Source organism: Mesorhizobium sp. Root102, assembly GCF_001425625.1.
Classification (GTDB): Bacteria; Pseudomonadota; Alphaproteobacteria; order Rhizobiales; family Rhizobiaceae; genus Mesorhizobium.
This window is the reverse complement of the sequence record NZ_LMCP01000009.1, coordinates 23,361-48,598: the sequence shown is the minus strand read 5'-3', so window position 1 is coordinate 48,598 and position 25,238 is coordinate 23,361. Positions and strand designations below refer to the sequence as shown.

General features: G+C 62.8%; 22 protein-coding genes and 1 tRNA gene. 14 read left to right on the top strand and 9 right to left on the bottom strand.

Annotation, left to right across the window (positions count from 1 at the left end; genetic code table 11):
- Nucleotides 1-8 precede the first annotated feature (8 nt).
- Nucleotides 9-953, top strand: a complete 945-nt coding sequence (nudC, locus tag ASD12_RS09755) for an NAD(+) diphosphatase (protein ID WP_056584798.1) — start codon at nucleotides 9-11, stop codon at nucleotides 951-953.
- 37 nt (nucleotides 954-990) lie between these two features.
- A complete protein-coding gene (locus ASD12_RS09750; protein WP_056584791.1) occupies nucleotides 991-1,293 on the top strand; it encodes a Dabb family protein in 303 nt (100 codons plus the stop codon).
- 1 nt (nucleotide 1,294) lies between these two features.
- Here the strand turns inward: ASD12_RS09750 and ASD12_RS09745 are convergent, their stop codons facing one another.
- Nucleotides 1,295-2,158 (bottom strand): prephenate dehydratase, encoded by an 864-nt coding sequence (locus tag ASD12_RS09745; RefSeq protein ID WP_056584789.1) that lies wholly within the window; start codon nucleotides 2,156-2,158, stop codon nucleotides 1,295-1,297.
- A 44-nt stretch (nucleotides 2,159-2,202) separates the two neighbouring features.
- Nucleotides 2,203-2,931, bottom strand: coding sequence for a 3-deoxy-manno-octulosonate cytidylyltransferase (locus tag ASD12_RS09740; protein ID WP_056584787.1), 729 nt, complete (start codon nucleotides 2,929-2,931; stop codon nucleotides 2,203-2,205).
- 192 nt (nucleotides 2,932-3,123) lie between these two features.
- On the opposite strand from ASD12_RS09740, the gene ASD12_RS09735 reads away from it, so the two are divergent.
- From ASD12_RS09735 to ASD12_RS09705, 7 genes are all read left to right on the top strand, one after another.
- Nucleotides 3,124-3,816 carry a cytochrome c family protein gene (locus ASD12_RS09735; protein ID WP_056584785.1) on the top strand — a complete coding sequence of 231 codons (693 nt, stop codon included), beginning with the start codon at nucleotides 3,124-3,126 and terminating at the stop codon, nucleotides 3,814-3,816.
- Nucleotides 3,817-3,971: 155 nt separating this feature from the next.
- On the top strand, nucleotides 3,972-5,849 hold the full coding sequence (locus tag ASD12_RS09730) for an extracellular solute-binding protein (protein ID WP_056584783.1): 1,878 nt from the start codon (nucleotides 3,972-3,974) through the stop codon (nucleotides 5,847-5,849).
- Nucleotides 5,849-7,717, top strand: coding sequence for an extracellular solute-binding protein (locus tag ASD12_RS09725; protein ID WP_056584781.1), 1,869 nt, complete (start codon nucleotides 5,849-5,851; stop codon nucleotides 7,715-7,717). The genes ASD12_RS09730 and ASD12_RS09725 overlap by 1 nt, the downstream gene beginning before the upstream one ends.
- A 30-nt stretch (nucleotides 7,718-7,747) precedes the next feature.
- Nucleotides 7,748-8,845: a microcin C ABC transporter permease YejB gene (locus tag ASD12_RS09720; protein ID WP_056584780.1), complete on the top strand. Its 1,098-nt coding sequence runs from the start codon at nucleotides 7,748-7,750 to the stop codon at nucleotides 8,843-8,845.
- A complete protein-coding gene (locus ASD12_RS09715; protein WP_056584777.1) occupies nucleotides 8,845-9,990 on the top strand; it encodes an ABC transporter permease in 1,146 nt (381 codons plus the stop codon). The genes ASD12_RS09720 and ASD12_RS09715 overlap by 1 nt, the downstream gene beginning before the upstream one ends.
- Nucleotides 9,987-11,618 (top strand): ABC transporter ATP-binding protein, encoded by a 1,632-nt coding sequence (locus tag ASD12_RS09710; RefSeq protein WP_056584776.1) that lies wholly within the window; start codon nucleotides 9,987-9,989, stop codon nucleotides 11,616-11,618. Before ASD12_RS09715 ends, ASD12_RS09710 begins: the two co-directional genes overlap by 4 nt.
- Before the next feature lie 146 nt (nucleotides 11,619-11,764).
- On the top strand, nucleotides 11,765-12,706 hold the full coding sequence (locus ASD12_RS09705; protein WP_056584773.1) for a glyoxylate/hydroxypyruvate reductase A: 942 nt from the start codon (nucleotides 11,765-11,767) through the stop codon (nucleotides 12,704-12,706).
- On the opposite strand, the gene ASD12_RS09700 is transcribed toward ASD12_RS09705, so the two are convergent.
- Nucleotides 12,703-13,065 (bottom strand): hypothetical protein, encoded by a 363-nt coding sequence (locus tag ASD12_RS09700; RefSeq protein WP_056584771.1) that lies wholly within the window; start codon nucleotides 13,063-13,065, stop codon nucleotides 12,703-12,705. The genes ASD12_RS09705 and ASD12_RS09700 overlap by 4 nt on opposite strands.
- 103 nt (nucleotides 13,066-13,168) lie before the next feature.
- Nucleotides 13,169-14,086: a methyltransferase domain-containing protein gene (locus ASD12_RS09695; RefSeq protein ID WP_056584769.1), complete on the bottom strand. Its 918-nt coding sequence runs from the start codon at nucleotides 14,084-14,086 to the stop codon at nucleotides 13,169-13,171.
- Between the two features lie 106 nt (nucleotides 14,087-14,192).
- On the opposite strand from ASD12_RS09695, the gene ASD12_RS09690 reads away from it, so the two are divergent.
- Nucleotides 14,193-15,200, top strand: a complete 1,008-nt coding sequence (locus ASD12_RS09690) for a ligase-associated DNA damage response exonuclease (RefSeq protein WP_056584766.1) — start codon at nucleotides 14,193-14,195, stop codon at nucleotides 15,198-15,200.
- Nucleotides 15,201-15,204: 4 nt separating this feature from the next.
- Complete coding sequence (locus tag ASD12_RS09685) at nucleotides 15,205-16,806, top strand: cisplatin damage response ATP-dependent DNA ligase (RefSeq protein ID WP_056584764.1); 1,602 nt, start codon at nucleotides 15,205-15,207, stop codon at nucleotides 16,804-16,806.
- Between the two features lie 15 nt (nucleotides 16,807-16,821).
- Here ASD12_RS09685 and ASD12_RS09680 read toward each other — a convergent pair whose 3' ends face one another.
- Entirely contained in the window at nucleotides 16,822-17,955 is a 1,134-nt protein-coding gene (locus ASD12_RS09680; protein ID WP_056584762.1) for a hypothetical protein, read from the bottom strand.
- Between the two features lie 331 nt (nucleotides 17,956-18,286).
- Here ASD12_RS09680 and ASD12_RS09675 point away from each other — a divergent pair.
- Nucleotides 18,287-18,362 (top strand) — tRNA-Thr (locus tag ASD12_RS09675).
- A 6-nt stretch (nucleotides 18,363-18,368) separates the two neighbouring features.
- On the opposite strand, the gene ASD12_RS09670 is transcribed toward ASD12_RS09675, so the two are convergent.
- Nucleotides 18,369-18,749, bottom strand: coding sequence for a DUF768 domain-containing protein (locus tag ASD12_RS09670; RefSeq protein ID WP_056584759.1), 381 nt, complete (start codon nucleotides 18,747-18,749; stop codon nucleotides 18,369-18,371).
- 326 nt (nucleotides 18,750-19,075) lie between these two features.
- Between ASD12_RS09670 and ASD12_RS09665 the strand changes: the two genes are divergently transcribed.
- On the top strand, nucleotides 19,076-20,146 hold the full coding sequence (locus ASD12_RS09665) for a YihY/virulence factor BrkB family protein (protein ID WP_056584755.1): 1,071 nt from the start codon (nucleotides 19,076-19,078) through the stop codon (nucleotides 20,144-20,146).
- A 43-nt stretch (nucleotides 20,147-20,189) separates the two neighbouring features.
- On the opposite strand, the gene ASD12_RS09660 is transcribed toward ASD12_RS09665, so the two are convergent.
- Nucleotides 20,190-20,795: an alpha-ketoglutarate-dependent dioxygenase AlkB gene (locus ASD12_RS09660; RefSeq protein WP_056584751.1), complete on the bottom strand. Its 606-nt coding sequence runs from the start codon at nucleotides 20,793-20,795 to the stop codon at nucleotides 20,190-20,192.
- Nucleotides 20,796-21,166: 371 nt separating this feature from the next.
- On the opposite strand from ASD12_RS09660, the gene ASD12_RS09655 reads away from it, so the two are divergent.
- Entirely contained in the window at nucleotides 21,167-21,355 is a 189-nt protein-coding gene (locus ASD12_RS09655) for a DUF2158 domain-containing protein (RefSeq protein ID WP_056584748.1), read from the top strand.
- A gap of 124 nt (nucleotides 21,356-21,479) precedes the next feature.
- Here ASD12_RS09655 and ASD12_RS09650 read toward each other — a convergent pair whose 3' ends face one another.
- Together ASD12_RS09650 and ASD12_RS09645 are read right to left on the bottom strand one after the other, a co-directional pair.
- Entirely contained in the window at nucleotides 21,480-23,060 is a 1,581-nt protein-coding gene (locus ASD12_RS09650) for an indolepyruvate oxidoreductase subunit beta family protein (protein ID WP_056584745.1), read from the bottom strand.
- A complete protein-coding gene (locus ASD12_RS09645) occupies nucleotides 23,053-25,206 on the bottom strand; it encodes an indolepyruvate ferredoxin oxidoreductase subunit alpha (RefSeq protein ID WP_056584742.1) in 2,154 nt (717 codons plus the stop codon). Before ASD12_RS09645 ends, ASD12_RS09650 begins: the two co-directional genes overlap by 8 nt.
- Nucleotides 25,207-25,238 lie beyond the last annotated feature (32 nt).

Genomic DNA, 25,238 nt, shown 5'->3' with positions numbered 1-25,238 from the left:
GAGTCTCCATGAGCTTCCGCCTGTTTGACGCGCCCTTGCGCGAGCCGAGCCAGTTCGTCGGCTTTGCCGGCAACACCATCGACCGGCAATCCGAGAACCGCGCCGACGATTCCGTCGACAAGGCGCTCGCCGATCCGGCGACACGGCTGCTTCTGATGAATGGCGGCCGGCTCTATCTGAAGCTCGGGGATGGCAGTGGTCTCGACCCCTGGTTCGGCGCCGCCGAGAGCGAGCCCTTCAAGGTTTCCCTGGCGCAAGGCATCCTGCTCGGTTTTTCCGAAAAAGGACCGGTGCTGGCCGTGCCGGCCGGCGTTGACGCCGAACAATTGCCGGAAACGATCAAGGCCATCGACTATCGCTCGGTCTACATGCAAGGGCTGATCGACGAGGCGGCTGCCGGCGCGATGGCTCAAGGGGCGGCCCTGCTTGCCTGGCACGCCAGCCATCGTTTCTGCAGCAAATGCGGTACCGAATCGCAGATGCGGGCCGGCGGCTACAAGCGGCATTGCCCGAATTGCGGCACCGAGCATTTTCCACGCACCGACCCGGTGGCGATCATGCTGACGGCGACGCGGGAGAAGTGCCTGCTCGGGCGCGGCCGGCATTTCGCACCAGGCATGTACTCGGCCCTTGCCGGCTTCATCGAGCCGGGCGAGACGATCGAGGCGGCGGTGCGCCGCGAGACGCTGGAAGAGGCCGGCATCAGGCTCGGCCGCGTCGTCTACCACGCCAGCCAGCCCTGGCCGTTTCCCTATTCGCTGATGATCGGCTGCTTTGGCGAGCCGCTCAACGACGATATCCAGGCCGACCTCAACGAGTTGGAGGACTGCCGCTGGTTTGCCCGCGACGAGGTCCATCTGATGCTGACCAGGGAGCATCCCGGCAATTTGATCACGCCACCGAAAGGCGCCATCGCGCACCACCTCATCCGCGCCTGGGTCGACTCGGAATGATGGCAGCGATTATTGAAAGACATTGCAGGAGCAGGACATGATCCGTCACACCGTCGTTTTCACGCTGAAGCATCCGCCGCACTCGCTGGAGGAAAAGAGGTTCCTGGTCGACGCCAAGAAAATCCTCACCGCGATCAGGGGCGTCACGCATTTCGAGCAATTGCGGCAGATCAGCCCCAAGAACGACTATCATTTCGGCTTCTCGATGGAGTTCGCCGACCAGGCTGCCTATACCAGGTACAACGACCATCCAGACCATGTCGCCTTCGTGCGCGACCGCTGGGTGCCGGAGGTCACGGCGTTTATGGAGATCGACTACGTGCCGTTGGGCTGGGGCTGATTTAATCCGCCACTTTCCACTGCTCACGCGACGCGCTGGCCGGATAGACGCCGAGAATCCGCACTTCGCGCGAGAAGAAGCGAAGCTCTTCCAGCGCCAGCTTGACCAGCGGATCGTCGGGATGGCCCTCGATGTCGGCGTAGAACAGCGTCGCCGTGAACGCGCCCAGCTGATAGCTCTCCAGCTTGGTCATGTTGATGCCGTTGGTGGCAAAACCGCCCATCGCCTTGTAGAGCGCGGCCGGCACGTTGCGGACGCGGAAGATGAAGGTCGTCATCATCTTGACGTCGGGTGACGGACGCTCCGCCCATTGCTTGTTCTTGGTCAGGACGACAAAGCGGGTGACGTTGCTGTCCGTGTCCTCGACATTTTGCTCGATGATGTCGAGCCCGTAGAGCGTCGCGGCCAGCGCCGGCGACAGCGCCGCCATGGTGCGGTCCTTGACCTCGGAGACCATCTTGGCGGCGCCAGCCGTGTCGCCGGCGACGATCGCCTTCCAGCCGTTCTTGCGGATGTATTTGCGGCACTGGCCAAGCGCATGGATGTGGCTATGCACCGTCTTGATCTCGTCGCGCTTGACGCCCGGCAGCACCATCAGCTGGAAATGAATGGGCAGGAAATATTCGCCGATGATGTGCAGCTTCGATTCCGGCAACAGATGATGGATATCGGCGACGCGCCCGGCAATGGTGTTCTCGATCGGGATCATGGCGAGGTCGGCCTTGCCCGTCTCGACCGCGTTGAACGCGTCTTCGAAGGTCGGACACGGCAACGGCTTCATCGAGGGATAGACGTTGCGGGAAGCGGTGTCGGAATTGGCGCCCGGCTCGCCCTGGAAGGATATTCTGTTGGTCTTTTCAGGCATGGGCCAATTCTCGATTCAAGGGGTCTCAGCTTCGAAGGGATTTTTCAGTTTGCAAGGATGGTTCTGGCGCGTTCGAGGTCTTCCGGCGTGTCGACGCCAAGCGGCAGCGACTGGACTATCTCGGCGTCGATGCGCATGCCGGCCTCCAGCGCCCGCAGCTGTTCCAACCGCTCGCGGCGTTCCAGCGGCGACGGCTTCAGCGCGACAAAACGCTCGAGCGCGGCGCGACGATAGGCATAGAGGCCGACATGGTGATAGAGCGGTCCCTCGCCCCAGGGTGCCGTGGCACGGGTGAAATAGAGCGCCCTCAGCCTGGTGCCGGAGAGCGGCGAACCGACGATCTTGACGACATTGGGATTGGTCTTTTCCTCGTCACGGACGATCTCGACGCCGAGCGTGGCGATGTCCACCGCGCTATCATCGAACGGCCTGAGCGACGCGGCGATGATCTGGGGATCGATGGTCGGCAGGTCACCCTGCACATTGACGATGGTTTCGACCTTGCGCTCAGGATCAAGCGCGACCAGCGCCTCATGGATGCGGTCGGAGCCGGATTCGTGGTCCGTGCGCGTCATCACGGCCTCGAAACCATGTGCGCGCACCGCTTCGGCCACGCTTTGCGTGTCGGTCGCCACCACCACCCGGCCAAGGCCGGCCTCGGCGGCGCGGCGGGCGACATGGACGATCATCGGCGCGCCGGCGATGTCGGCCAACGGCTTGCCCGGCAGGCGGGTCGAGGCCATGCGGGCCGGGATCAGGATCAGCGTGGACATCTCGGGTGCAAGGCGTCTCAAAGAGGACAAGGAAAGTGGCAAAAGGTCTCACTGGAAGCGCCCTTATAGGTGTTGCAACGCCGCAGCAAAAGACCTAGTTTCCGCCCGATTTGACCGCCCTGGCAGGGTGGGTCACGATACCGACGGACGGAGTGGACGGTTCGGTCCGCCGGAAAAGGGAGCAAGGGGCGTATGGATTCCAACGAAGTCAACAAACTGCTCGCCGGATTGCTCGGAACCGTTTTCGTCGTCTTCTCGGTCGGCCTTGTGTCCGATGCGCTGTTTGCATCACCGCCGCCGGAAAAGCCCGGCTTCGCTATCGAGGCCGCCGAGCCAGCCGAAGGCGGCCCGGCCGCGCCGGCTGCCGAAGCCAAGCCGATCGCCGACCTGCTGGCGACCGCCAATGTCGAGCAGGGCGCCGCCGTCTTCAAGAAATGCCAGGCCTGCCATTCCGGCGAAAAGGGCGGCCCCAACAAGGTCGGCCCCGATCTGTGGGACCTCGTCGACCGCCCGGTGGCCGAGCATGCAGGCTTCGCCTATTCGGCCGGCATGAAGGAATTTTCCAAGGGCGGCACCGAGAAGTGGACCTACGACAACCTCAACCACTTCATCACCTCGCCTAAGAAATTCGTGAAGGGCACCGCGATGGGCTTCGCCGGCCTGCCCAAGGACGAGGACCGCGCCAACGTCATTGCCTATCTGCGCACGCTGTCCGACAACCCCAAGCCGCTGCCGGCGCCGGGCGCTGCCGCCGACGCAACCGCGCCCGCCAAGCCTGCCGATGCAACAGCCCCGGCCAAGCCGGCTGAAGGGGCCGCGCCAGCCAAGCCAGCAGCGCCCGCCGCACCAGCTCCTGCCGCTCCAGCACCGGCGCCTGCCCAATAACCAGATATCATCTCGACGACCTTGAAAAAGCCGGGTTCAGCCCGGCTTTTTTGTTAGGAATAGCGCATATGCGGCGACAAAGCCGCGCATGGCGGTTTTCACGAGCGCCAAATCATCTAGATTGCCCATAACGGGCATTGCTAAGAGGATAGTGCATGACGGTTGGCCGAACGCTTCTCAAGTCGATGCTGGCGGCAGCGCTTCTGGCGGCGGGATTGCAGGCTGCCCGCGCCGATGAATGGCGCACCACCTCATCGTTGATCGGCGAATCCAAATACGGCGACAATTTTCAGCACTACGACTACGTCAACCCGGACGCGCCCAAGGGCGGCACGCTGAATTCGGTGGTGCCCGGCACCTATGACAGCTTCAATCCCTATATTGTGCAGGGGTCGCCGGCCGCCGGCCTCGTCGGGTTCGGTGGCGGACTGCTTTACGACACGCTGATGGAGCAGGCGACCGATGAGGGCAGCACCAGCCATCCGCTGATCGCCGACGCTTACAAATATCCGGTCGACTATTCCTCCGCGACCTACCGGCTCGACCCGCGCGCCAAATGGCATGACGGCCAGCCGATCACCGTAGACGACGTAATCTGGTCATTCCAGGTGCTCAAGGCCAACAGCCCGCAATACAGCCGCTATTTCGAAAACGTCACCGATGCGGTGGCAATCTCCGACCGCGAGGTCGAGTTCCATTTCAACCAGAAGGGCAACCGCGAACTGCCCAAGATCATCGGCGACCTTGCCGTGCTGCCGAAACATTGGTGGGAAGGCACCGACGCCAACGGCAAGAAGCGCGACGTCACCAAGCCGACGCTGGAAATTCCGCTTGGGTCCGCCGCATACAAGATCGCCAGCTTCAAGCCGGGCTCGGAAATCATCTGGCAGCGTGTGCCGGACTACTGGGCGGCCAAGCTACCGGTGAAGATCGGGCGCGAGAACTTCGACACGCGACGCTACACCTATATCCTCGACGACAACGCCGCGTGGCTGGCCTTCACCAAGGGCGGGCTGGAGGACATCAACCGCGAATACAGCTCGCGCAAATGGGCGACGGCCTACAATTTTCCGGCATTCCAGGCCGGCGACGTCGTGAAGAAGGACTTCCAGACCAAGGCGCCGGAACCGATGCAGGGCTTCGTCCTCAATCAGCGGCGGGCGCTGTTCCAGGACCGGCTGGTGCGTGAGGCGCTGACCATCCCGTTTGATTTCGAGAGCATGAACCGCACCCTGTTCTTCGGCTTCAACACCCGCACATCGAGCTATTTCCAGGGCACCGAACTTGCGTCGAGCGGATTGCCGCAAGGCCAGGAACTGGAGATCCTGGAAAAATACCGCGACAAGCTGCCGCCCGAACTTTTCACCCAGGAATTCAAGCTGCCGGTCTACGATTCGCCGCAAGCGGAACGGAAGTACCTGAAACAGGCGGTCGATCTTTTCGCCAAGGCGGGCTGGATGATCAAGGGCGGCAAGATGGTCAATGCCAAGACCGGCGTGCCGTTCAAGTTCGAAATCCTCGGCTGGAACGACACCGATCAAGTGATCGCCAGCCCCTACATCGCCAATCTGCGCAAGATCGGTGTGGACGCCACTTTGCGCATCATCGACCAGACCCAGTACATCAACCGCGTCAACAATTTCGATTTCGATGTCGTCACCGGGATTCTGCAGCAGTCGGATTCGCCGGGCAACGAGCAACGCGACTTCTGGAGCTCTAAAGCCGCCGACTCGCCAGGTTCGCGCAATCTGATGGGCATCAAGAATCCGATCGTCGACGCACTGGTCGACCGCATCATCTTCGCCACCGATCGCGACGATCTCGTCGCCGCCACCCACGCGCTCGATCGCATCCTGCTGTGGAATTTCTACGTCGTGCCGCAATATTACCGGTCCGCGGTCTGGCTGGCCTACTGGAACAAGTTCGGCTTTCCAGACAAGCAACCCGCCTATGTCGGTGCCGACATCGATTCCTGGTGGGTCATTCCCGACAAGGAAAAAGCGCTGGCGGCCAAGTACAGGGGCGGCGATTGATGGCGGTCCTGCCTCGTCGCGACTTTCTCGCCCTCGGCACGGCAGCAGCTGCGGCAACTCTGCTGCCCGGCAAGGCTTTTGCCGAAATTGCGACCGGCACCAAGCTGCATGGCCTGTCGGCCTTCGGCGACCTCAAATACAAGCCGGATTTCACACATTTCGACTACGTCAATCCGGATGCCCCCAAGGGCGGCCAGATGAATTTCGCGCCGCCGAACTCGACCCTCAATCAGAGCTTCCTGACCTTCAACACATTGAATTCACTGGTGTTGAAGGGGGAGGCGCCGCCGCGCACCGAACTCTGTTTCGATTCGCTGATGACTAGCGCGCTCGATGAGCCGGATGCTGTCTATGGCCTGCTTGCCGAAACCGTTACCCTGTCGCCAGACCGCAACGGTTTCCGCTTCGCGCTGCGACCGCAAGCGCGTTTCCACGACGGCTCGCCGCTGACCGCGGAAGACGTTGTCTTCGCGCTGAAGCTTTATAAGGACAAGGGCCATCCGAACCTTTCCCAGGCGTTGCGGTACATGACCGACGCGGTTGCGGCCGATCCCGCCACCCTCGATCTCACCTTCAATGGCGAACAGTCGGCGCAAAATATCCTCAAGATCGTGGGAATGCCGATCGTCTCCAAGGCCTTTTATACGGCCAATGATTTCGATGCCTCGACGATGACACCGCCACTTGGCTCGGGACCCTACAAGATTGGGCGCGTGGCGGCCGGACAGACTGTCGAATATGACCGCGTGGCCGACTATTGGGGCCGCGACCTCCCAGTGAACCGAGGCCTCTACAATTTCGACCGCATCCGCATCGACTTCTATCTCGATCGGCAGGCCGCCTTCGAAGCCTTCAAGAAAGGTGACACGCATTTTCGCGAGGAATTCACCGCGCGGGTATGGGCGACAGGCTATGACTTTCCGGCGCTGAAAGGCGGCAAGGTGGTCAAACGCGAATTTCCCGGTGAGAAAACGCCCTCCATGCAGGCTGCCGCGCTGAACCAGCGGCGTCCGCAGTTCCGCGACGAGCGGGTGCGGCAGGCGATAGCCAGGTGTTTCGATTTCGAATGGATGAAGCGGGCTTTGTTTTTTGGCTCCTACGAGCGCTCGCAATCGAACTTCGAACGGTCGGATTACAAGGCCGAAGGCATGCCCTCGCCCGGGGAATTGGCGCTGCTGGAGCCGTTCCGGGCCGAATTGCCGCCGGAGGCCTTCGGCGAAGCGGTGGTGCAGCCTGCCTCCGACGGTTCTGGCCACGACCGCAAGCTGCTGGGCGAGGCTTCGAGACTGCTCGCGCAAGCCGGCTGGAAGCGCGCGGGCAGTTTCGTCGTCAACGACAAGGGCGAGCGGCTGCGTGTGGAAATGCTGGCGGAGGATGACGGCATCGTTCGCATCTTCACCCCATGGTCCGAGAATATGAAGGCGATCGGGATCGACACCTCGATCCGGCAGGTCGATTCGACGCAATATGAACAGCGGCACAGCGACTTCGACTTCGATCTCACCGTGCTCGCATGGTCGATCGGGGCGACGCCGACCGACGACGGCCTGGAGATTCTCTATGACTCTCGAATGGCGAAAACGCCGGGGCAGCGCAACTATCCCGGCACCGAAAGCAGGGCCATCGATGCGCTGATCGTGGCAGCCGGCAAGGCGAAAAGCCGAATCGAACTCGTCACGGCGCTCAGAGCGCTCGACCGGGTCTTGCGCGCGCGGCTGGACTGGATTCCAACATACTATCTGGCGAATCACCGCGTCGCCTATTGGGACATGTTCGGCTTTGTCGAGCAGAAACCCGATTTCGGCTTTCCGGTCGAGACGCTGTGGTGGTTCGATAAAGGCAAGGCGGCAAAAATTGGCAAAGGCTGAAATGTTCGCTCAACGAGGGCAGAAGGCCTGATGGGCGCCTATATCCTGCGCCGCATCCTTTTGATGATCCCGACCCTGTTCGGCATCATGGCGATATCCTTCGCCGTCATCCAGTTCGCGCCCGGCGGCCCGGTCGAACAGGTCATCGCCCGACTGACCAACCAGGGCGGCAGCGACCGCCTCGGCGGCGGTGGCGGCGACGCGGGTGCTGGCGGCAACTTCGATGTCGCTGGCGACGTCAGTTCGAAATATCGCGGGGCACAAGGGCTCGACCCGGAGTTCATCAAGAAGCTGGAAAAGCAGTTCGGCTTCGACAAGCCGCCGCTCGAACGCTTCGGCATGATGCTGTGGAACTATGCCCGCTTCGATTTCGGCGACAGCTATTTCCGCGACATTTCCGTGCTCGACCTGATCCTGGAAAAAATGCCGGTGTCGATCTCGATCGGGCTGTGGATCACACTGCTGTCCTACCTGATCTCGATCCCGCTCGGCATCCGCAAGGCGGTCAAGGACGGCACTCCATTCGACGTCTGGACCAGCGGCATCGTCATTGTCGGCTATGCCATCCCGGGCTTCCTGTTCGGCATCATGCTGATGGTGCTGTTTGCCGGCGGGTCCTTCTGGGACTGGTTTCCGTTGCGCGGCCTCACCTCAGACAATTGGGATCAATTATCCTGGTGGGGCAAGATCGTCGACTATTTCTGGCACATGACCTTGCCACTGACCGCGCTGGTGCTGTCGGCCTTCGCCACCACGACGCTGTTGACCAAGAACTCGTTCCTCGAAGAAATCCGCAAGCAGTATGTGGTGACGGCGCGGGCCAAGGGCCTGTCGGAACGACAGGTGCTCTACGGCCACGTCTTCCGCAATGCCATGCTGATCGTCATTGCCGGCTTTCCCGGCGCCTTCATCTCGGCCTTCTTCACCGGCTCGCTGCTGATCGAGAACATCTTTTCCCTCGATGGCCTCGGCCTGCTCGGCTTCAGGTCGGTGGTCGAGCGCGACTATCCGGTGGTGTTCGCCAATCTCTACATCTTCTCGCTTCTGGGGCTGTTCGTCGGGCTGTTGTCCGACCTGCTCTACACCTGGGTCGATCCGCGCATCGATTTCGAGCGGAGAGACGTCTGATGTCGGAGACTACTGCCACCGCGGAGGCGGTACCCGCGCGGATCAAGCGGCCGTTTCTGTCGCCGCTCAACAAGCGCCGCATACAGAATTTCAAAGCCAACCGGCGCGGCTTCTGGTCGTTGTGGATCTTCCTCGTCCTGTTCGTGCTGTCGCTGTTTGCCGAATTCATCGCCAACGACAAGCCGATCATCGCTTCCTACAAGGGCGAGATCCTGTTTCCGGTTCTGGTCGCCTACCCCGAAGAAAAATTCGGCGGTTTCTATGCCGTGACCGACTATCGCGACCCGGTCATCCAGGACGAGATCAACGCCAATGGCTGGATGATCTGGCCTCCGGTGCGCTACTCCTACCAGACCGTCAACAACGCCATTCCGGAAGCGGCCCCTGCCAAGCCGTCCTGGCAGTATGACGCCAAGACGCGCTGCAACCAGTATCCGCAAGGCGCTGCCGACCCTGCCTGCATCGTCGGCAACTGGAACTGGCTCGGCACCGACGACCAGGCGCGCGACGTGCTGGCGCGCGTCATCTACGGCTTCCGCATTTCGGTGTTGTTCGGCCTGATCCTGACTGCCGGCTCGGCACTGATCGGCGTCGCGGCCGGCGCCGTGCAAGGCTATTTCGGCGGTTGGACGGATCTGCTGTTCCAGCGTTTCATCGAAATCTGGTCGGCCATCCCGGTGCTCTATCTCCTGCTCATCGTCGCCGCCATCCTGCCGCCGGGCTTCTTCATCCTGCTCGGCCTGATGCTCTTGTTCTCCTGGGTGGCGCTGGTCGGCGTGGTGCGGGCCGAGTTCCTGCGCGCCCGCAATTTCGAATATGTCAACGCGGCGCGCGCTCTCGGCGTGCCCAACCGCACCATCATGTTCCGGCACCTGTTGCCCAACGCCATGGTGGCGACATTGACCTTCATGCCCTTCCTGCTCTCAGGCTCGATCTCGACGCTGACCTCGCTCGACTATCTCGGCTTCGGCCTGCCGCCCGGCTCCGCCTCGCTTGGCGAGCTACTCAAGCAGGCGCAGCGCAACCTCAACGCGCCGTGGCTCGGCATTTCCGGATTCGTCGTCATCTCGCTGATGCTGTCGCTGCTGGTCTTCGTCGGCGAGGCGACGCGCGATGCCTTCGATCCGCGCAAGACGTTCCGATGAGCGAAGCCCCCCTGCTCAGCGTACAGGACCTCAGCGTCGCCTTCGGCCAGGGCGGCGGCCAGTCGTTGGCGGTCGACCACATCTCGTTCGATATCGCCAAGGGCGAGACGGTGGCGCTGGTCGGCGAATCCGGCTCCGGCAAATCGGTCTCGGCACTGTCGGTGCTGAAGCTGTTGCCCTATCCCAGCGCCAGCCACCCCTCGGGAAGGATCCTGTTCCAGGGCGCCGACCTGCTTGCGATGAGCGAGAAGCAGTTGCGGCAGGTGCGCGGCAACAAGATCACCATGATCTTCCAGGAGCCGATGACCTCGCTCAATCCGCTGCACACGATCGAGCATCAGATCGTCGAGATCCTGAAGCTGCATCAAGGCATGGCCGACCGCCCGGCCAGGGAGCGCACGCTGGCCTTGCTCAACGAGGTCGGAATTCGCGATCCGCACAAGCGCCTCGATGCCTATCCGCACCAGTTGTCCGGTGGCCAGCGCCAGCGTGTGATGATCGCCATGGCGCTGGCCAACGAGCCAGAACTTTTGATCGCCGACGAACCGACGACGGCGCTCGATGTCACCGTGCAGGCGCAGATCCTCGAATTGCTGGCCGGCTTGAAGAGCCGCAAGGGCATGTCGATGCTGTTCATCACCCATGATCTCGGCATCGTGCGCAAGATTGCCGACCGGGTCTGCGTGATGACCAAGGGCAAGATCGTCGAGACCGGCCCGACCAAGGAGATCTTCGCCAATCCGCAGCATGCCTATACAAGGCATCTGCTGGCGGCCGAGCCGAAAGGCAAACCGCCGGCGGCCAATGCCGCCGCCAAGCCTGTGATGACCGGCAAGGACATAAAGGTCTGGTTCCCGATCAAGCAGGGCTTCTTCCGCCGCACCGTCGACAATGTAAAGGCGGTCGACGGGATCGATGTCACCGTGCGCGCCGGCCAGACGCTGGGTGTGGTCGGCGAATCCGGCTCGGGCAAGACAACGCTCGGCCTGGCGCTGGCACGCATGATCTCGTCGACCGGGAGCATCCAGTTCAACGGCCGCGACATCAACCAGCTGTCCTTCAACGCCATGCGGCCGCTCAGGCGCGAATTGCAGATCGTCTTCCAGGATCCGTTCGGCTCGCTCAGCCCGCGCATGTCGATCGCCGAGATCATCGAGGAAGGCCTGAAGATCCACGAGCCGAAGCTGTCGCCCGACCAGCGCGACGACAAAGTGGCCGATGTGCTGAAGGAGGTCGGGCTCGACCCGGCGACACGCAACCGCTATCCGCACGAGTTCTCCGGCGGCCAGCGCCAGCGCGTTGCCATCGCACGCGCCATGGTGCTCAACCCTCGCTTCGTCATGCTGGACGAGCCGACATCGGCGCTCGACATGAGCGTGCAGGCGCAGGTCGTCGACCTGTTGCGCAGCCTGCAGGCCAAGCACGACCTCGCCTATCTTTTCATCAGCCATGACCTGAAGGTCATCCGCGCGCTGGCCAACGACGTCATCGTCATGCGCAATGGCAGGATTGTAGAAGCCGGTTCTTCCCAGCAGATTTTTGAAAACCCGCAAACAGACTATACTCGGGCGCTGATTTCGGCCGCCTTCAAGATAGAGACGGCGCCGGTCGGCATCGTCAGCGAGTGACGAGAGCAATTCCGGGAAGTGTGAAACGGTTTTCCCGGGAAAAGCGCATAGTGCTTTCCGTTGGGAACTGCTCCAAACAAAAGAGAGCGGTTCAGCGTTTCCCGGAAATGATGAACGGTAGCGTAAACAGGGACGAGAAGACTGCAATGGAAAAAGGCCGCATCCTGCTTGCCGTCACCGGCTTTCATCCGCAGCGCTGGCGCGAACTCCTGTCGGCCGAACGCGAGGTGGTGCTGGAGCCAAACGGCGCCAGCGACCCGTCGATCACCTATGCCGTGGTGTGGAAGCAGAAGCCGAACATCCTGGCGTCGCTGCCCAATCTGCGCGCCATCTTCTCGATCGGCGCCGGCGTCGACCATATCTTCGCCGACCCCGGCCTGCCCGACGTGCCGATCGTCAAGGTCGTCGCCGACAACCTCACCCAGTACATGACCGAATATGTTGTCTGGCGGGTTCTCGACCATCACCGCCAGGGCCTGCTCTACCGGTCGCAGCAGTCGAAGAAGATCTGGCACGAGCCACCGCAAAGGCCGGCCGCTGACATTTCGGTCGGTATCATGGGGCTCGGCAGTCTCGGCCGCGCCGCGGCCTCGGTGCTGCTATCGCTCGGCTTTGCCGTCAATGGCTGGTCGCGAGGCGAGCGGCCGATGCAAGGCGTCGCGACCTATTCCGGCGAGGCCGGACTCATTCCCTTCCTCAAGGCAACCGACATCCTGGTGGTGCTTTTGCCGCTGACGCCGGACACAAAGGGCATCATCAACTATGGCGTGCTGAAGGAATTGAGGAAGCGCAACGGCCTCGGCGGCTCGGTGCTGATCAATGCCGGGCGCGGCCGCCTGCAGAAGGACGCCGATATTTTGCGGGCGCTGGGCGACGGCACGCTGAAGGAGGCGAGCCTGGATGTGTTCGAGGTTGAACCGTTGCCGAAGACCAGTCCGCTGTGGGGACATCCAAAAGTGTTCGTGACGCCTCACGCGGCGGCGACCTCCGACCCTGTCCATTTGGCGCCAATCATGCTGCGCCAGATGGACGCCTTCGAGCGCGGCGAAAAGCTCGACAATCTCGTGGACCGCAAGGCGGGGTACTAACCTGGCAGGGCGAACTTCTTCTGCTTGTCCGGCTGGCCGCATTCGCGACGATCGATCGACCGGTTCATGGCATCGATCTCGCCGCTCGCCTTGTCGGTGTCGCGCTTGGCCTTGGAGCGCATGTCCGGCGTGAACGGGCCGAAGCCCATCGCCGGATTGGAGAAGGTCGGCTTGGCCTTGGTCGGAAGGTTGTATTGTTGCGCCAAACCGTTGCGCTGCGCCAGCAACTGGTCGCACGGCACCCTGTCGTACTGCAGGGAAGACTGGATGTTGGCGTCCTGGCGTTCCGACATCGAAGTGCCGCCGACGCAGCCGGCAGTCAGCAGGCAAGATGCCAAGATCATCATGTTCCAGCGCATCGACTATGCTCCTCTGATATCCCGCCCTGACGCGACCAGATCGCAAATATCAGTCGCGCATGCAAATCGGACTTTTTCGCGAATCCGACGAGAGATTGCAGCCTCAACCCGCTGGCAACCTGCCTGCCACAACGACCAGCCCATTGACGGGTTCCCGCCGGTCCTGCCGGATCACGGTTGTTTCCAGCGACAGGACCGAAAATCCGTTGGCAGCCAGGATGTCCCGCACATAGTGTTGCGCATGCGCGTAGCGGCGTGATGGCTGCAAGACAAAATCGCCACTGCCGGCCAGCCTCTCGACGGAAAACGCGAAAAGGCCATCGCTGGCCAGCAAGCCGGCAATCGTCTTCACAACGCCGCCCAGCGCGCCGACATAGATGAAGACATCGGCCACCGTCACCAGATCGGCTTTCGGACCGGCATAGGAAAAATCCCGCAGATCGGCCTTGCCGAGGAAATCATAGGCGCCCTTGGCCCGCGCCTGCTTCAGCATCCTGGCCGAGATGTCATAGCCCTCCAGCCGATCGGCGATCGGCCGCAGCTTCTGCCCCATCAGGCCGGTGCCGCAGCCGAGATCCAGCGCCAGCGGGAGGCGCCCCGGCCTTGCCGTTCGAATGGCCTGATCGAGCAACTCAGGCAGCCGGTAGCCCAGTCTGTCGACCAATGATTCATCGAAACTCTCGGCATAATGGTCGAACAAGGTCTCCACGAAGGCACTGGGGAGTGCATCGACCGCCGGCGCCTTGCCGATCAATTGCAGGTTCAGCGCAGCGCCTTGATGATCGGATGGATCGAGTTGCAGCGACATCGTCCAGGCCTGCGCAGCCAGATCCGGTGCGCCCGCCGCAAGCTGTATTTCGCCGAGGCGAAACCAGCCCATCGCCCATAGCGGCGTCATTTCCAGCGCACCGAGCAGCAATTCCGCCGCCGCCGCATGATCGCCATCCGCATGAAGCATCTCGGCATAGTCGGCACGGCGATCGGCGTTCAAGTCGCCGGACGAGGCCTGAAGCGGTTTCATGGCGATGGGTCCTGTCGGCGGATCGAGCCGGCGGTGCTGTATGCGGGAGTCAGCAGTCACTTACAACAGGCTTCCCGCAGCGGAATTATATCCTATCTTGGGGATCATGCGCGCCAGCGACCTGCTTCATCCCCGGCCCGAGGGCCTCTATTGCCCGCCGGGCGATTTCTTCATCGACCCGGTGCGGCCAGTCGACCGGGCGCTGATCACGCATGGCCATTCCGACCATGCACGCTCCGGCCACCGCTCGGTGCTGGCGACGCAACAGACGCTCGACATCATGGGTCTGCGCTATGGCGAGGACTTCGCGGGAACAACGCAAGCGGCACAGCTCGGCGAGACGATTGCCCTCAACGGTGTCAGCGTCAGCTTCCATCCAGCCGGCCATGTGCTGGGCTCGGCACAGATATCCGTCGAGCATCAGGGCACGCGCATCGTCGCTTCCGGCGACTACAAGCGGCAGAGGGACGCGACTTGCGCGCCATTCGAGCCGATCCAGTGCGATGTGTTCATCACCGAAGCGACCTTTGGCCTGCCGGTGTTTCGCCATCCACCCGATACCGACGAGATCGCCCGCCTGCTGAAATCGGCGGCGCAGTTTCCCGAACGCTCGCATCTGGTCGGCGCCTATGCGCTGGGCAAGGCACAGCGGGTGATGCGGCTGTTGCGCGACGCCGGCTACGACCGGCCGCTCTACATCCATGGCGCGCTGGCCAAACTTAGCGAGTATTACCAGAGCCAGGGCATCGACCTGGGCACTCTCGAACCGGCAACGGTGGAGGGCGGCGACCAAGATTTCGCGGGCGCCATCGTCGTCGGCCCGCCATCGGCCTTCGCCGACCGCTGGGCGCGCCGCTTTCCCGATCCGATCTCGTGCTTTGCCTCCGGCTGGATGCGCATTCGCCAGCGCGCCAAGCAAGGCGGTGTCGAATTGCCGCTGATCATCTCGGACCATGCCGACTGGGACGAGCTGACCGCCACCATCAAGGAGACCGGAGCCGAGGAAATCTGGGTGACGCATGGCCGCGAGGAAGCGCTGGTTCGCTGGTGCGAACTCGAAGGCATCGCGGCGCGACCGCTGCACCTGGTCGGCTACGAGGACGAGGGCGATTGAGGGCATGAACCGCTTCGCCGAACTTCTCGACCGTCTTGTCCTGACGCCGTCGCGCAACGGCAAGCTGACCTTGCTGACCGACTATTTCCGCACTGTGGAGGATCCCGACCGCGGGCTGGCGCTGGCCGCCATCACCGGCGATCTCAACATCGCCGCGGTCAAGCCCGCGATGCTGCGCACGCTGGTCACCGAGCGCATGGATCCGGTGCTGTTCGGCTATTCCTACGACTATGTCGGCGATCTTGCCGAAACGGTGTCGCTGGTCTGGCCGCAAACGCCCGGAAACATCCCGAACCGCGAGCCCACGCTTGGCGAGGTCGTCGCCAAACTGCAGGCGGCTAGCCGGTCCGACGGCCCCAAGGTGCTGGCAGGGCTGCTCGACAGCGCCGGCATCTCGGCGCGCTTTGCCATCATCAAGCTGGTCACCGGCGGCCTGCGCATCGGCGTGTCGGCGCGGCTGGCCAAACAGGCGCTGGCGGATTTCGGCGCCGTCGATGTCAGCGAGATCGAGGAGCTCTGGCACGGGCTGTCGCCGCCCTACACGACACTGTTCGCGTGGCTGGAAGGCAAGGCCGAAAAGCCCAGGAATACGGCGATGGCGTTGTTTCGCCCGGTGATGCTGTCGAACCCGGTCGGTGACGGTGATCTCGAAAAGCTCGATCCGGCGGATTATGCGGCCGAATGGAAATGGGACGGCATCCGCGTCCAGGCGGTGGCCGAAGGCGGTATCCGCCGGCTCTATTCGCGCACCGGCGACGATGTCTCCGGCGCCTTTCCGGACCTCGCCGACGCCATGCATTTTTCCGCGACACTGGACGGCGAGTTGCTGGTCGGCGATCCCCAGGAGGCAACGGGAACGTTCTCGGATCTGCAGCAGCGACTGAACCGCAAGACGGTGACGCCGAAGATGCAGCAGCGGTATCCGGCCTTCATGCGCTGCTACGATCTGCTGCAGATCGGCGACGAGGATTTGCGCGCGCTGCCGTTTCGCGAGCGGCGCGGCCGCCTCGAAAGCTTCGCCGGGACGCTCGACCCGAGTCGTTTCGATCTGTCGCCCTTCGTCGATTTCACAGACTGGCAGGCGCTGGAGGAGCTGCGGCGGGCACCGCCGCACCCGATCATCGAAGGTGTGATGCTGAAGCGCTGGGACTCAGCTTATGTCGCCGGCCGGCCGAAGGGCCCGTGGTTCAAGTGGAAACGCGATCCGCACACGGTGGACGCGGTGCTGATGTATGCGCAGCGCGGCCATGGCAAGCGCTCCAGCTTCTATTCGGATTACACGTTCGGCGTCTGGTCGGGCGGGGAAGGCGAGGAGGAACTGGTGCCGGTCGGCAAGGCCTATTTCGGCTTCACCGACGAGGAGCTGAAGCAGATCGACAAATATGTCCGCGACAACACCGTCGAGCGCTTCGGCCCGGTGCGCTCGGTACGGGCCGACCGCGACAACGGCCTGGTGCTGGAAGTGGCCTTCGAAGGGCTCAACCGCTCGACCCGGCACAAATCAGGCGTCGCCATGCGCTTTCCCCGCATTTCGCGGCTGCGCTGGGACAAGCCGGCCAACGAGGCCGACCGCATCGAGACGCTGCAGGCGCTGCTCGACCGCTAGTCCTGTCCGGCGCTCTTAAGGCTCTACGGAGACGCGAATCTCGTAGATGTCGGCGGCCTTACCCTGCTTGTCGAAGTCGGAATTGATCGCGATCGTGCCGGCCGAACCCGGACGCTTGTCGGGAAACTGGACGTCGAACAGATATTCGTTCTGCTGCTGGCCGACCGCATAGCGCTTGCGGCCGCAGTCGCCCAGTTCGCCGAAATTGCAGTCGACGGAAATCTGCGTCTCCTTGCCTTCTTCGGAGCGGGCGATGATGTCGAACACGGCATGTTTGCCGGCGAGCTTCTCCAGCACGCCTTGTCCGACATCGAAGCTGATCGCCGAACCGGAGGCGCCGGAACGGATGCGCAGGAACGAACCGGTATCGTCCTTCATCACCTCAGCCTTGGCGTCCGACGGGGCGCTGACATGCGACGCATCGGCCGGCGAAAACACGTTGATCCAGTCGCGCGCCTGGTCCGCGGCACCGGGCTTTGCCGGGCCCCCGTCGGCCGGTGCGAAATCGTCGTCGTCGACGGTCGGTGGCGCTTGCGGCGGGGCGGTATCGAGCTGCGCCTGTGTCTTGAACACGCCCGTCTGCACGGCGAAGAACAGGCCAATGCCGACAGCGGCAAGCAGCGTCACGGTCAGGAAGATGGCGGTCAGCGGCAAGCGACGCCCTCGAATGCGCCGTTCATCGCGATCGGGCGCCACTTCCGTCGCCGCGCCGGCCGAGGCCGGAGCCGACATGTCGATGGCCGGAGCGTCGGGAAGAGCGGCGTCCGGCATGATGTCGGGAACGACGGGCAGCACGCGCGAGCGTGGCGCATCGGAAGCGGATTGCGCGGGGCCATCGACGGCGGGTGACGGTGCCTTTTGGCCGGTCTCGACCGCGGGCGCCGCGCCAGCCCCAAGCTCGACCGCCGGTGCATCGCCTTGCGGGCCGACATCCGGCACCGCCGGCAGGAACTCGGATTCGATTTCGGTGATTTTCGCCTGGATCGCCTTGCGGCGCTTGATGGCGACTTCCACGGTCACGCCGGGATTGGCCTGGAGCGCGCGGTCGAGCGCGGCAAACGCCGATCGATAGACCCGTTCGCGGAACGCGCGGTCCTCGGCATTGCCTCTCTCCAAGGCGTTCCGGATCGCTTTTTCGATCGCGTCCAAGCGGGTCCCTCTGTCCGTTCGCCAACCTTGCCGTGATCGTTAGCCGCAGGCGGCCAATCAATCAACGGGCGAGCGGCGCATTCTGCCTTGGAGAGGTGTCCAAAGTCCATGCCGGCGCCGTTCCGGCAACAAAATCAGCATTTTCATCGATTTTCGCGCGCAGGAAGGTGCACGCCACGCCGTGATGTCACGTCGCGACCGATTGGCAAACAACGCGGAGGCCGGCTTTCGACGGCGGCACGACATCCTCGCATGAATTGCCAAGTCGCATCTTGAATTCGCGGCCGGTTGCGTCTATCACCCCCGCATCTTGGAGGCCTCGGCCTCCCGGGCCGCTTTAGCTCAGTTGGTAGAGCACCGCATTCGTAATGCGGGGGTCGCGTGTTCGAGTCACGCAAGCGGCACCAACAACTTCACCTGTGTCTTCGACCGTCCTTAGCGTTGAGCATGCCGCGCTCCGAGTAGTGCCTGCTGTCACGCCCCCTGCCCTTTTGGACATCTATAGGCGCCATCGAACCGCCTTCCTCGACGATTGCTTCGGCGATATATTCCGTGAGGTCGCCGACTTCATCCTGAATATCTTCCGCGGCAATGCCTTCTTCTTCCGCATCCGCGATGCACTGGCTGGCGAGTTCTTCAGCGGCGTCGACACCAACCGGCACGATGGTCGGTTTCTCGATCACATGCTCCTCAATCCAATCTCCAACAAAATGGGCGGCTCGATTGACGATGAGGTCTGCATCCTCCGACAGTTCCGCTTCTGCTTTCAGATCGTCCTTGGTCAACGCCTTCATGGGACTCACCGTTTGATGGGGATCACCTTCCAACGCCCTTCATTGCCAAAAGATGCACGAGTTCGGCGAGAAATCTTTCTCACTCCGCATGCTGTTCAACCGTCGGCGACCCTTGATGCGGGATCGCGGGAACAGGGTGCCCTGCCCCCGCGTTATCGGGCACGCTTCGGACATCGGTTCGGGGACATGGAGGCGGGCTATGGAAGACTTAGTGTTCGACACACCGGTCAAAGTGCGTCTACGCAAAGGCGCCAAGATCCGGCAGATTGGTTCGACCCATGAAGCGGGCATCCTGGCCGAACGTGGCGCTGAGTAAGGCGCGCCCGATGGCGTCGAAAGCGGAACGAAGCCAGCAGGCGAGCGGCAAGCCATCCTCATTGATCGATGCAGAAGCGGCCAATCGCGCGGCATCGACGACAGAAGGCAGCAAGGCCAGTCTTCGGTCTGAGCGTGGAGATCGCGGGCGCGAAGCAGCCTGGCCGTCGCAGATCCCGGCGCTCGGCTGGAAGGATATCTTCTGGCGCTTGTGGGAAGAATTCAACAAGGACCGGGTTCTGCTGGTGGCGGCCGGCGCGTCCTTCTACCTTTTGCTGGCACTGTTTCCGGCGCTGGCCGCATTCATTTCAATCTATGGTTTTGTCGCGGACCCGGTCACAGTCGCGGACCACGTCGCCTATCTAGGCGGATTGCTGCCGTCAGGTGGATTGGATCTCATTCGAGACCAGTTGCAGGCCCTGGCCAGACAGAAACCGGGCGCTCTCGGAACAGGCTTCTTCATCGGCCTCGGCATCGCGCTTTGGAGCGCCAACAGCGGCATGAAGGCGCTCTTCGATGCGATGAACATCGCCTATGAGGAGCGCGAGAAACGCAGCTTCATCACCCTCAACCTGATGTCGATCCTGTTCACGGTGGGCGCCTTGCTGATCGGCATTGTGCTGTTGCTGACGGTCGGCGTTGTCCCGACATTGTTGCGCTATTTCTACCTTGATGCCTGGATGGAAACGTTGGTTGCGGTCTCTCGCTGGCCGGTCCTGATAGGTGCCATGCTGACCGGCATTTCCCTGCTCTATCGCTTCGGGCCAAGCCGGGAGCATGCGAAATGGCGATGGCTGAGTTGGGGAGCTTTGATTGCGACAGCGGTGTGGATCGTGGCATCGTGGCTGTTCTCGTTCTATCTTCAGCATTTCGCCAACTACAACGCCACCTACGGGTCGCTTGGCGCGGTTGTCGGCTTGATGATGTGGACATGGATTTCAGTCATCATCCTCATCGCCGGCGCCGCCATCAACGCCGAAATGGAGCATCAGACGGCCATCGACTCGACCACAGGCGCGGCGCTGCCCATGGGAAAGCGCGGCGCGGTCGTCGCCGACACATTGGGCAAGATTGCCGATTGACACGGCACATCGCCGATCAACCATTCGGTAACGCTTGCCGACCTCAACGCCCAGTCTCACCGCCCCATACCCGCAATGTCCGGAGCGTGATTGAGTAGCGATGCTCGGCCAAAGGCGGAATGCTGTGTTCCCATTCGCTGCGCGCCGGACCTGATATGAGATAGGCCGATCGCGGCTCGACCGTAATGGTCTGGCGATCCCACTTCTCGCCATTCTTGCGGCGCAGCCTGAAATCGCATGGCGCCAAGAGCGAAACGCCCGCAATCGACTCATAGTGCGGTTTGTCGCGATGCCAGCCAATGCCGGCGCCAGGTCGATATTCATTGATCAGGACCTGGGCGAAGTCCTGTTCCGGAATGCCTGCAAACGCAGCGACCTTTTGTCGAAGCGGCAGCAGAAAATCCGGTATTGGGGGCGCCTCGACCACTTGGCGTTGCTGATAGTCGTAACGCGCTCCGAAGCTGGCGACGTGGCGATTGGCGAGATGACCGTGGAAATCGAACGGTTCGAATGTTAGTTCCTGAAGCTCGCCGACCAGAAAGGACTCGTCATCGCGCGTAATAAGGTCCGACAGGTAACGGAAACCGTCCGGAAACGCCGTGGTTAAGCCGAACAGATCATGCTGAAAATTTGCGACGCCTGAGACCATGGGTCATAGATGGTCCAAAAGGCATATTGGACAAGGCGTGCCTGAACCTTGCGCCTGCGGCCGTCACTTCCAAATTTCCGGAACGCATAGAATGTGCAGGGGGATTGAGTGGAGGCCTCGCCTCGGGATCGAACCGAGGCTTCAGAGATTTGCCGTCTCCAGCGTAGCCGCTCCGCCACGAGGCCATCGCTGTCCAAGTAGAGGCCAAATATTTACGGAAAGGTTAAGACCGAAGAGATAGAACGGACCGCCGCGATGCGCTCGAGGGATGCACTGCTGGTGCAAAGGATTGCGATGCCGGCGAAGCACATCTGCCATTGTCGGGACCCCGGTTTGATGTGAAACTCGTGGCTCAGCATGGGAGGTCAAAAATGCCCAACAATTTCAAGACCGGAGACGTCGTCAAGCTGAAATCCGGAGGCCCCAGGATGACGGTCAGCGATGGCGCGGCCTCGGGCATGTATCTGTGCCACTGGTTCAATCGCGAGGGCGAGGTGTGGACCCCGCAACATGCCGGGTTCAAGCCTGAACAACTGGTTGCGGCCGACCAATCCGACTAGCGGCCGGGCCGACTCGGCGCACATCTGCGCCGGCGCGTCGATTCAGGCCTGCTGCATCTGTTCCCTAAAGCCGGGCCGCTGCATGCGCTTGCGGCGCTTCAATCCGTTGCCGCCGCTAGATATCTCAGCCGAGTGGATCCGGCCCCAGCGTCGCCACAGTCTTCAGCGCGCCGTCGAGCATGTCGCCGTTCTCGTCCTTCAGCGCCATCTCGCGCAGGCGGCGGATCCAGTCGGCGGCGTCGGCGCGGCCCTTGACCAGATCGAGCGCCGACAGCACGCGGTCGAATTTGGACTGCGCACGAACATGGGTGTCGCTGTAGCCCTTGATCAGCCGTCGGCAATTGAGGATCTCGACAGCCAGCGCATAATCCTGGGGCACATGGTCGAGAGCCAGCGCGTACCAGCGATCGAGATGCGCGATCTCGACCTTGTGGCGCAGCAGGCTGCGGCGCCAGCGGCGCAGGCCGCCGATGAACCAGAGTGCTGCAAAGCCGGCAAAACTGTCGGTGCGGATGCGGCGGCCGTGGTTGATGCGGCGGTCGAGAAAGGCGGCGAGCTTCGGCCGGCTTTCGATGTAGCTGCCCAGACCCGCCGGCAGCGTGCCGCAGAATTCCTCGATGCGCGGATGGAAATATTCGGTCACCTGCAGGATCGAGCCTTCCCTGACGCCGACCTCGCGGCGCACGCGTTTGTCACGCGTCGAGCGTGTCTTGAGATCGGCGACGCGGATCATATCGTCGTAGCACAGCGCGTTGGCCAGATGCTTTGCGGCGGCGATCGACAGGTTATAGTCGCGATCCGGCTCGTCCAGCGCGACCGCCTTGTCCAGCCGGTCGAAATACTCGCGCCCGTAGGCGATATCCTGATAGTCGACGACCTTTCTCAGGCCCCTGAGCGCCATGTCGCGCACAGCCATTGGCAACAGGTCGATGCGGGCGACCAAAGCCTGCCAGCCTTGCAGCAGGTTTTGCGGGCCACTCACTTTTCCTGTGCCCAAGGCAGATTCGACAATCACGGGCTCGGCCGGCTTCAGCGCCGGTGCTGCCGTGCCGCGCGCGCGGTCAAACGCAGCGCCGAAGGCGGCGAGGCTGGCCTTGACGCCCCGGCCGCCGGCACCGATCGCCTGCTCATAGCTCTCGCGGGTGAACGGCAGCGCGTCGGACCCCGCCAGTGCGCCAAGCAGGCTGGCCGAGATCATCGAGCCGTTGTCGGCGGCGATCTTTTCCATGTCGAAGGCGATGAATCGCTTCGAAGCGGCCTCCGCCGTAGCATGCACCTTGGACGACGAGGCCCGGCCATCGCCCGGTTCGATTTTTTCCGACACGGCGGCGATGCGGTGCGACGAGGCGATCAGCGTGGTGCGCTCAGGCGTGACGAAGCCGCGGATGATGGCGCGGCCGGCTTCCATCAGTTCAGCGGCGATCAGGATGTCGACATCGCCCTGCGAGGGCGACAATGCGAAGACCGGCAGCCGGCCGGTGTCGCGGGCCATCTCGACATAGTAGATGGTAGCGCCGGTGCGCTGGGCGACGCCGGCGACCGAGGTCGATTGCGCGACAAAGCCGTTGCGCTCGGCGACATCGGTGATCCAGTCGGCCAGCACGCCGCCGCCCTGGCCGCCGACCGCCAGCACGGCAAGCTTGATGACGCGCTCGTCACCCTCGGCCCCGGCCCCCGGGCGAAATGGCGGGACAGCGTCAAGCATCGGCGAAGGTCAGGCGCCGGCTTTCGCGGCGGCGCTGCAACAGGCTGATGGCGGCGCGGCGCGTGGATTCCAGGAAACGGTCCCAGCGGCTCGGATTGTGCACGACATCGGCGCGGTAGAAGGACGGACACAGCACCGCCGCATCGGCAACCTCGCCGCAATTGCCGCAGCCGACGCAGCTCTGGTCGATATGCGCCACCGGATCGTCGCGCAGCGGATCGTCTGTTGACTTCACCGACAGCGATGGGCAGCCGGAGAGACGCATGCAGGCATGGTCGCCGGTGCAGATGTCCTCGTCGACACCGAACTTCGGTTTCACCACGCGCTCGCCGCCCTTGATTGCCTTGTCGACCAACGGCTTTTCGCGGCGCTGCCGGTTGAGCATGCATTCGGAGGATGCGACGATGACCTTCGGCCCCTTTTCTTCCGTCGTCAGCGCCTCGCGCAACGTGTCCTGCATCTTGGTGACGTCATAGGTGCGGTCGACATGGCGCAGCCATTTGACGCCCATGCCTTTGACCGCCTCGGTGATCGGATGCTTCGTCGACTTGGTCTTGTTGCCGGCGCGGGACGACAGGATGTCCTGTCCGCCGGTCGCTGCCGAATAGAAATTGTCGACGATGACAATAACGCCGTCGTTCTTGTTGAACACCGCATTGCCAATCGAAGAGGTCAGGCCGTTGTGCCAGAAGCCGCCGTCGCCGACAAAGGAGATCGAGCGGCGTTTGGCGTCGGGCGAATTGAACGCTGAGGCCGAAGCCGGCCCTAGCCCGTAGCCCATGGTGGTGGCGCCGAGTTCGAAAGGCGGCATGATCGAGAACAGATGGCAGCCGATGTCGGAGGCGATGTGATGCTTGCCGAGCTCCTGTTCGACCAGTTTTGTCGCGGCAAAGATCGGCCGTTCCGGGCAGCCGATGCAGAAGCCCGGCGGACGGCCCGGCACGACATTGATCAGGTCGGCTGCGTCGACGCCGTCGCCGATCTTGTTGGGGGCACGCACCTCGCCCGGCAGCAGATGCGGCGCCTCGGCGCGCAGGAAGGCGCCGATGCCGTCGAGCATGACCTGGCCGGTGTATTCGCCGGCCATGGGCAAATGCTCCTTGCCGACCAGCCTGGTGCCACGCCCGGCCTTGTGCAGCATCGAAGCGAACGCCTGCTCGATGTAGTTGGGCTGGCCTTCCTCGACGACGAGCACCGACTGCTTGCCCTCGCAGAAAGACAGGAACTCGTCATCGATCAAGGGATAGACGGCGTTGAGTACATAGAGCGGCACGTCGGTGTCGCCATAGGTGTCGGCAAGGCCGAGCCGCTGCAGCGCGCGGATGACCGAATTGTACATGCCGCCCTGCATGACGATGCCGACCGAACCATGATCCGATCCGAAGAACTCATTGATCTTGTTCTTGCGGATGAAGTCCACCGCCGCCGGCCAGCGCTTCTGCACCTTCTCCTTCTCGTGCAGGAAGGAGGCGGGTGGCAGCACGATGCGGCCGGTGTCGCGGCGCGGCGCGTCAAGCGCATCGGCGACCGTCATGGGCGGCCGCTTGTTGTCCTTGGCGATGAAATGGCCGTGAACGTGGCAGCAGCGGATGCGGACCTGGAGCATGACCGGCGTGTTGGAAATCTCCGACAGCTCGAAGCCGTCCTCCACCGCCTTGACGATCGAGGGCAGATTGGGGCGCGGATCGAGCAGCCAGACCTGGCTTTTCATGGCGAAGGCATGGCTGCGCTCCTGCATGATCGAGGAGCCCTCGCCATAGTCCTCGCCGACGATGATCAGCGCACCGCCGGTGACGCCGCCGGAAGCGAGATTGGCCAACGCATCGGAGGCGACATTGGTGCCGACGGTCGACTTGAAGGTCGCCGCACCACGGATCGGGTAATGCACCGAAGCGGCCAGCATGGCGGTGGCGGTGGCTTCCGAGGCACTGGCCTCGAAATGCACGCCGAGCTCGCCCAGAATGTCCTGCGCGTCGGCCAGCACGTCCATCAGGTGGCTGATCGGCGCGCCCTGATAGCCGCCGACATAGCCGACGCCGCATTGCAGCAGCGCCTTGGTGATGGCGAGGATGCCTTCGCCGGCAAATTCCTCGCCGGCGCCGAGCCTGAGCTTTTCGACTTCCTTGGCAAAAGAACGTTCGGCCATTTCTTCAATCCTTCCGTTGCCGCCGGCCTATT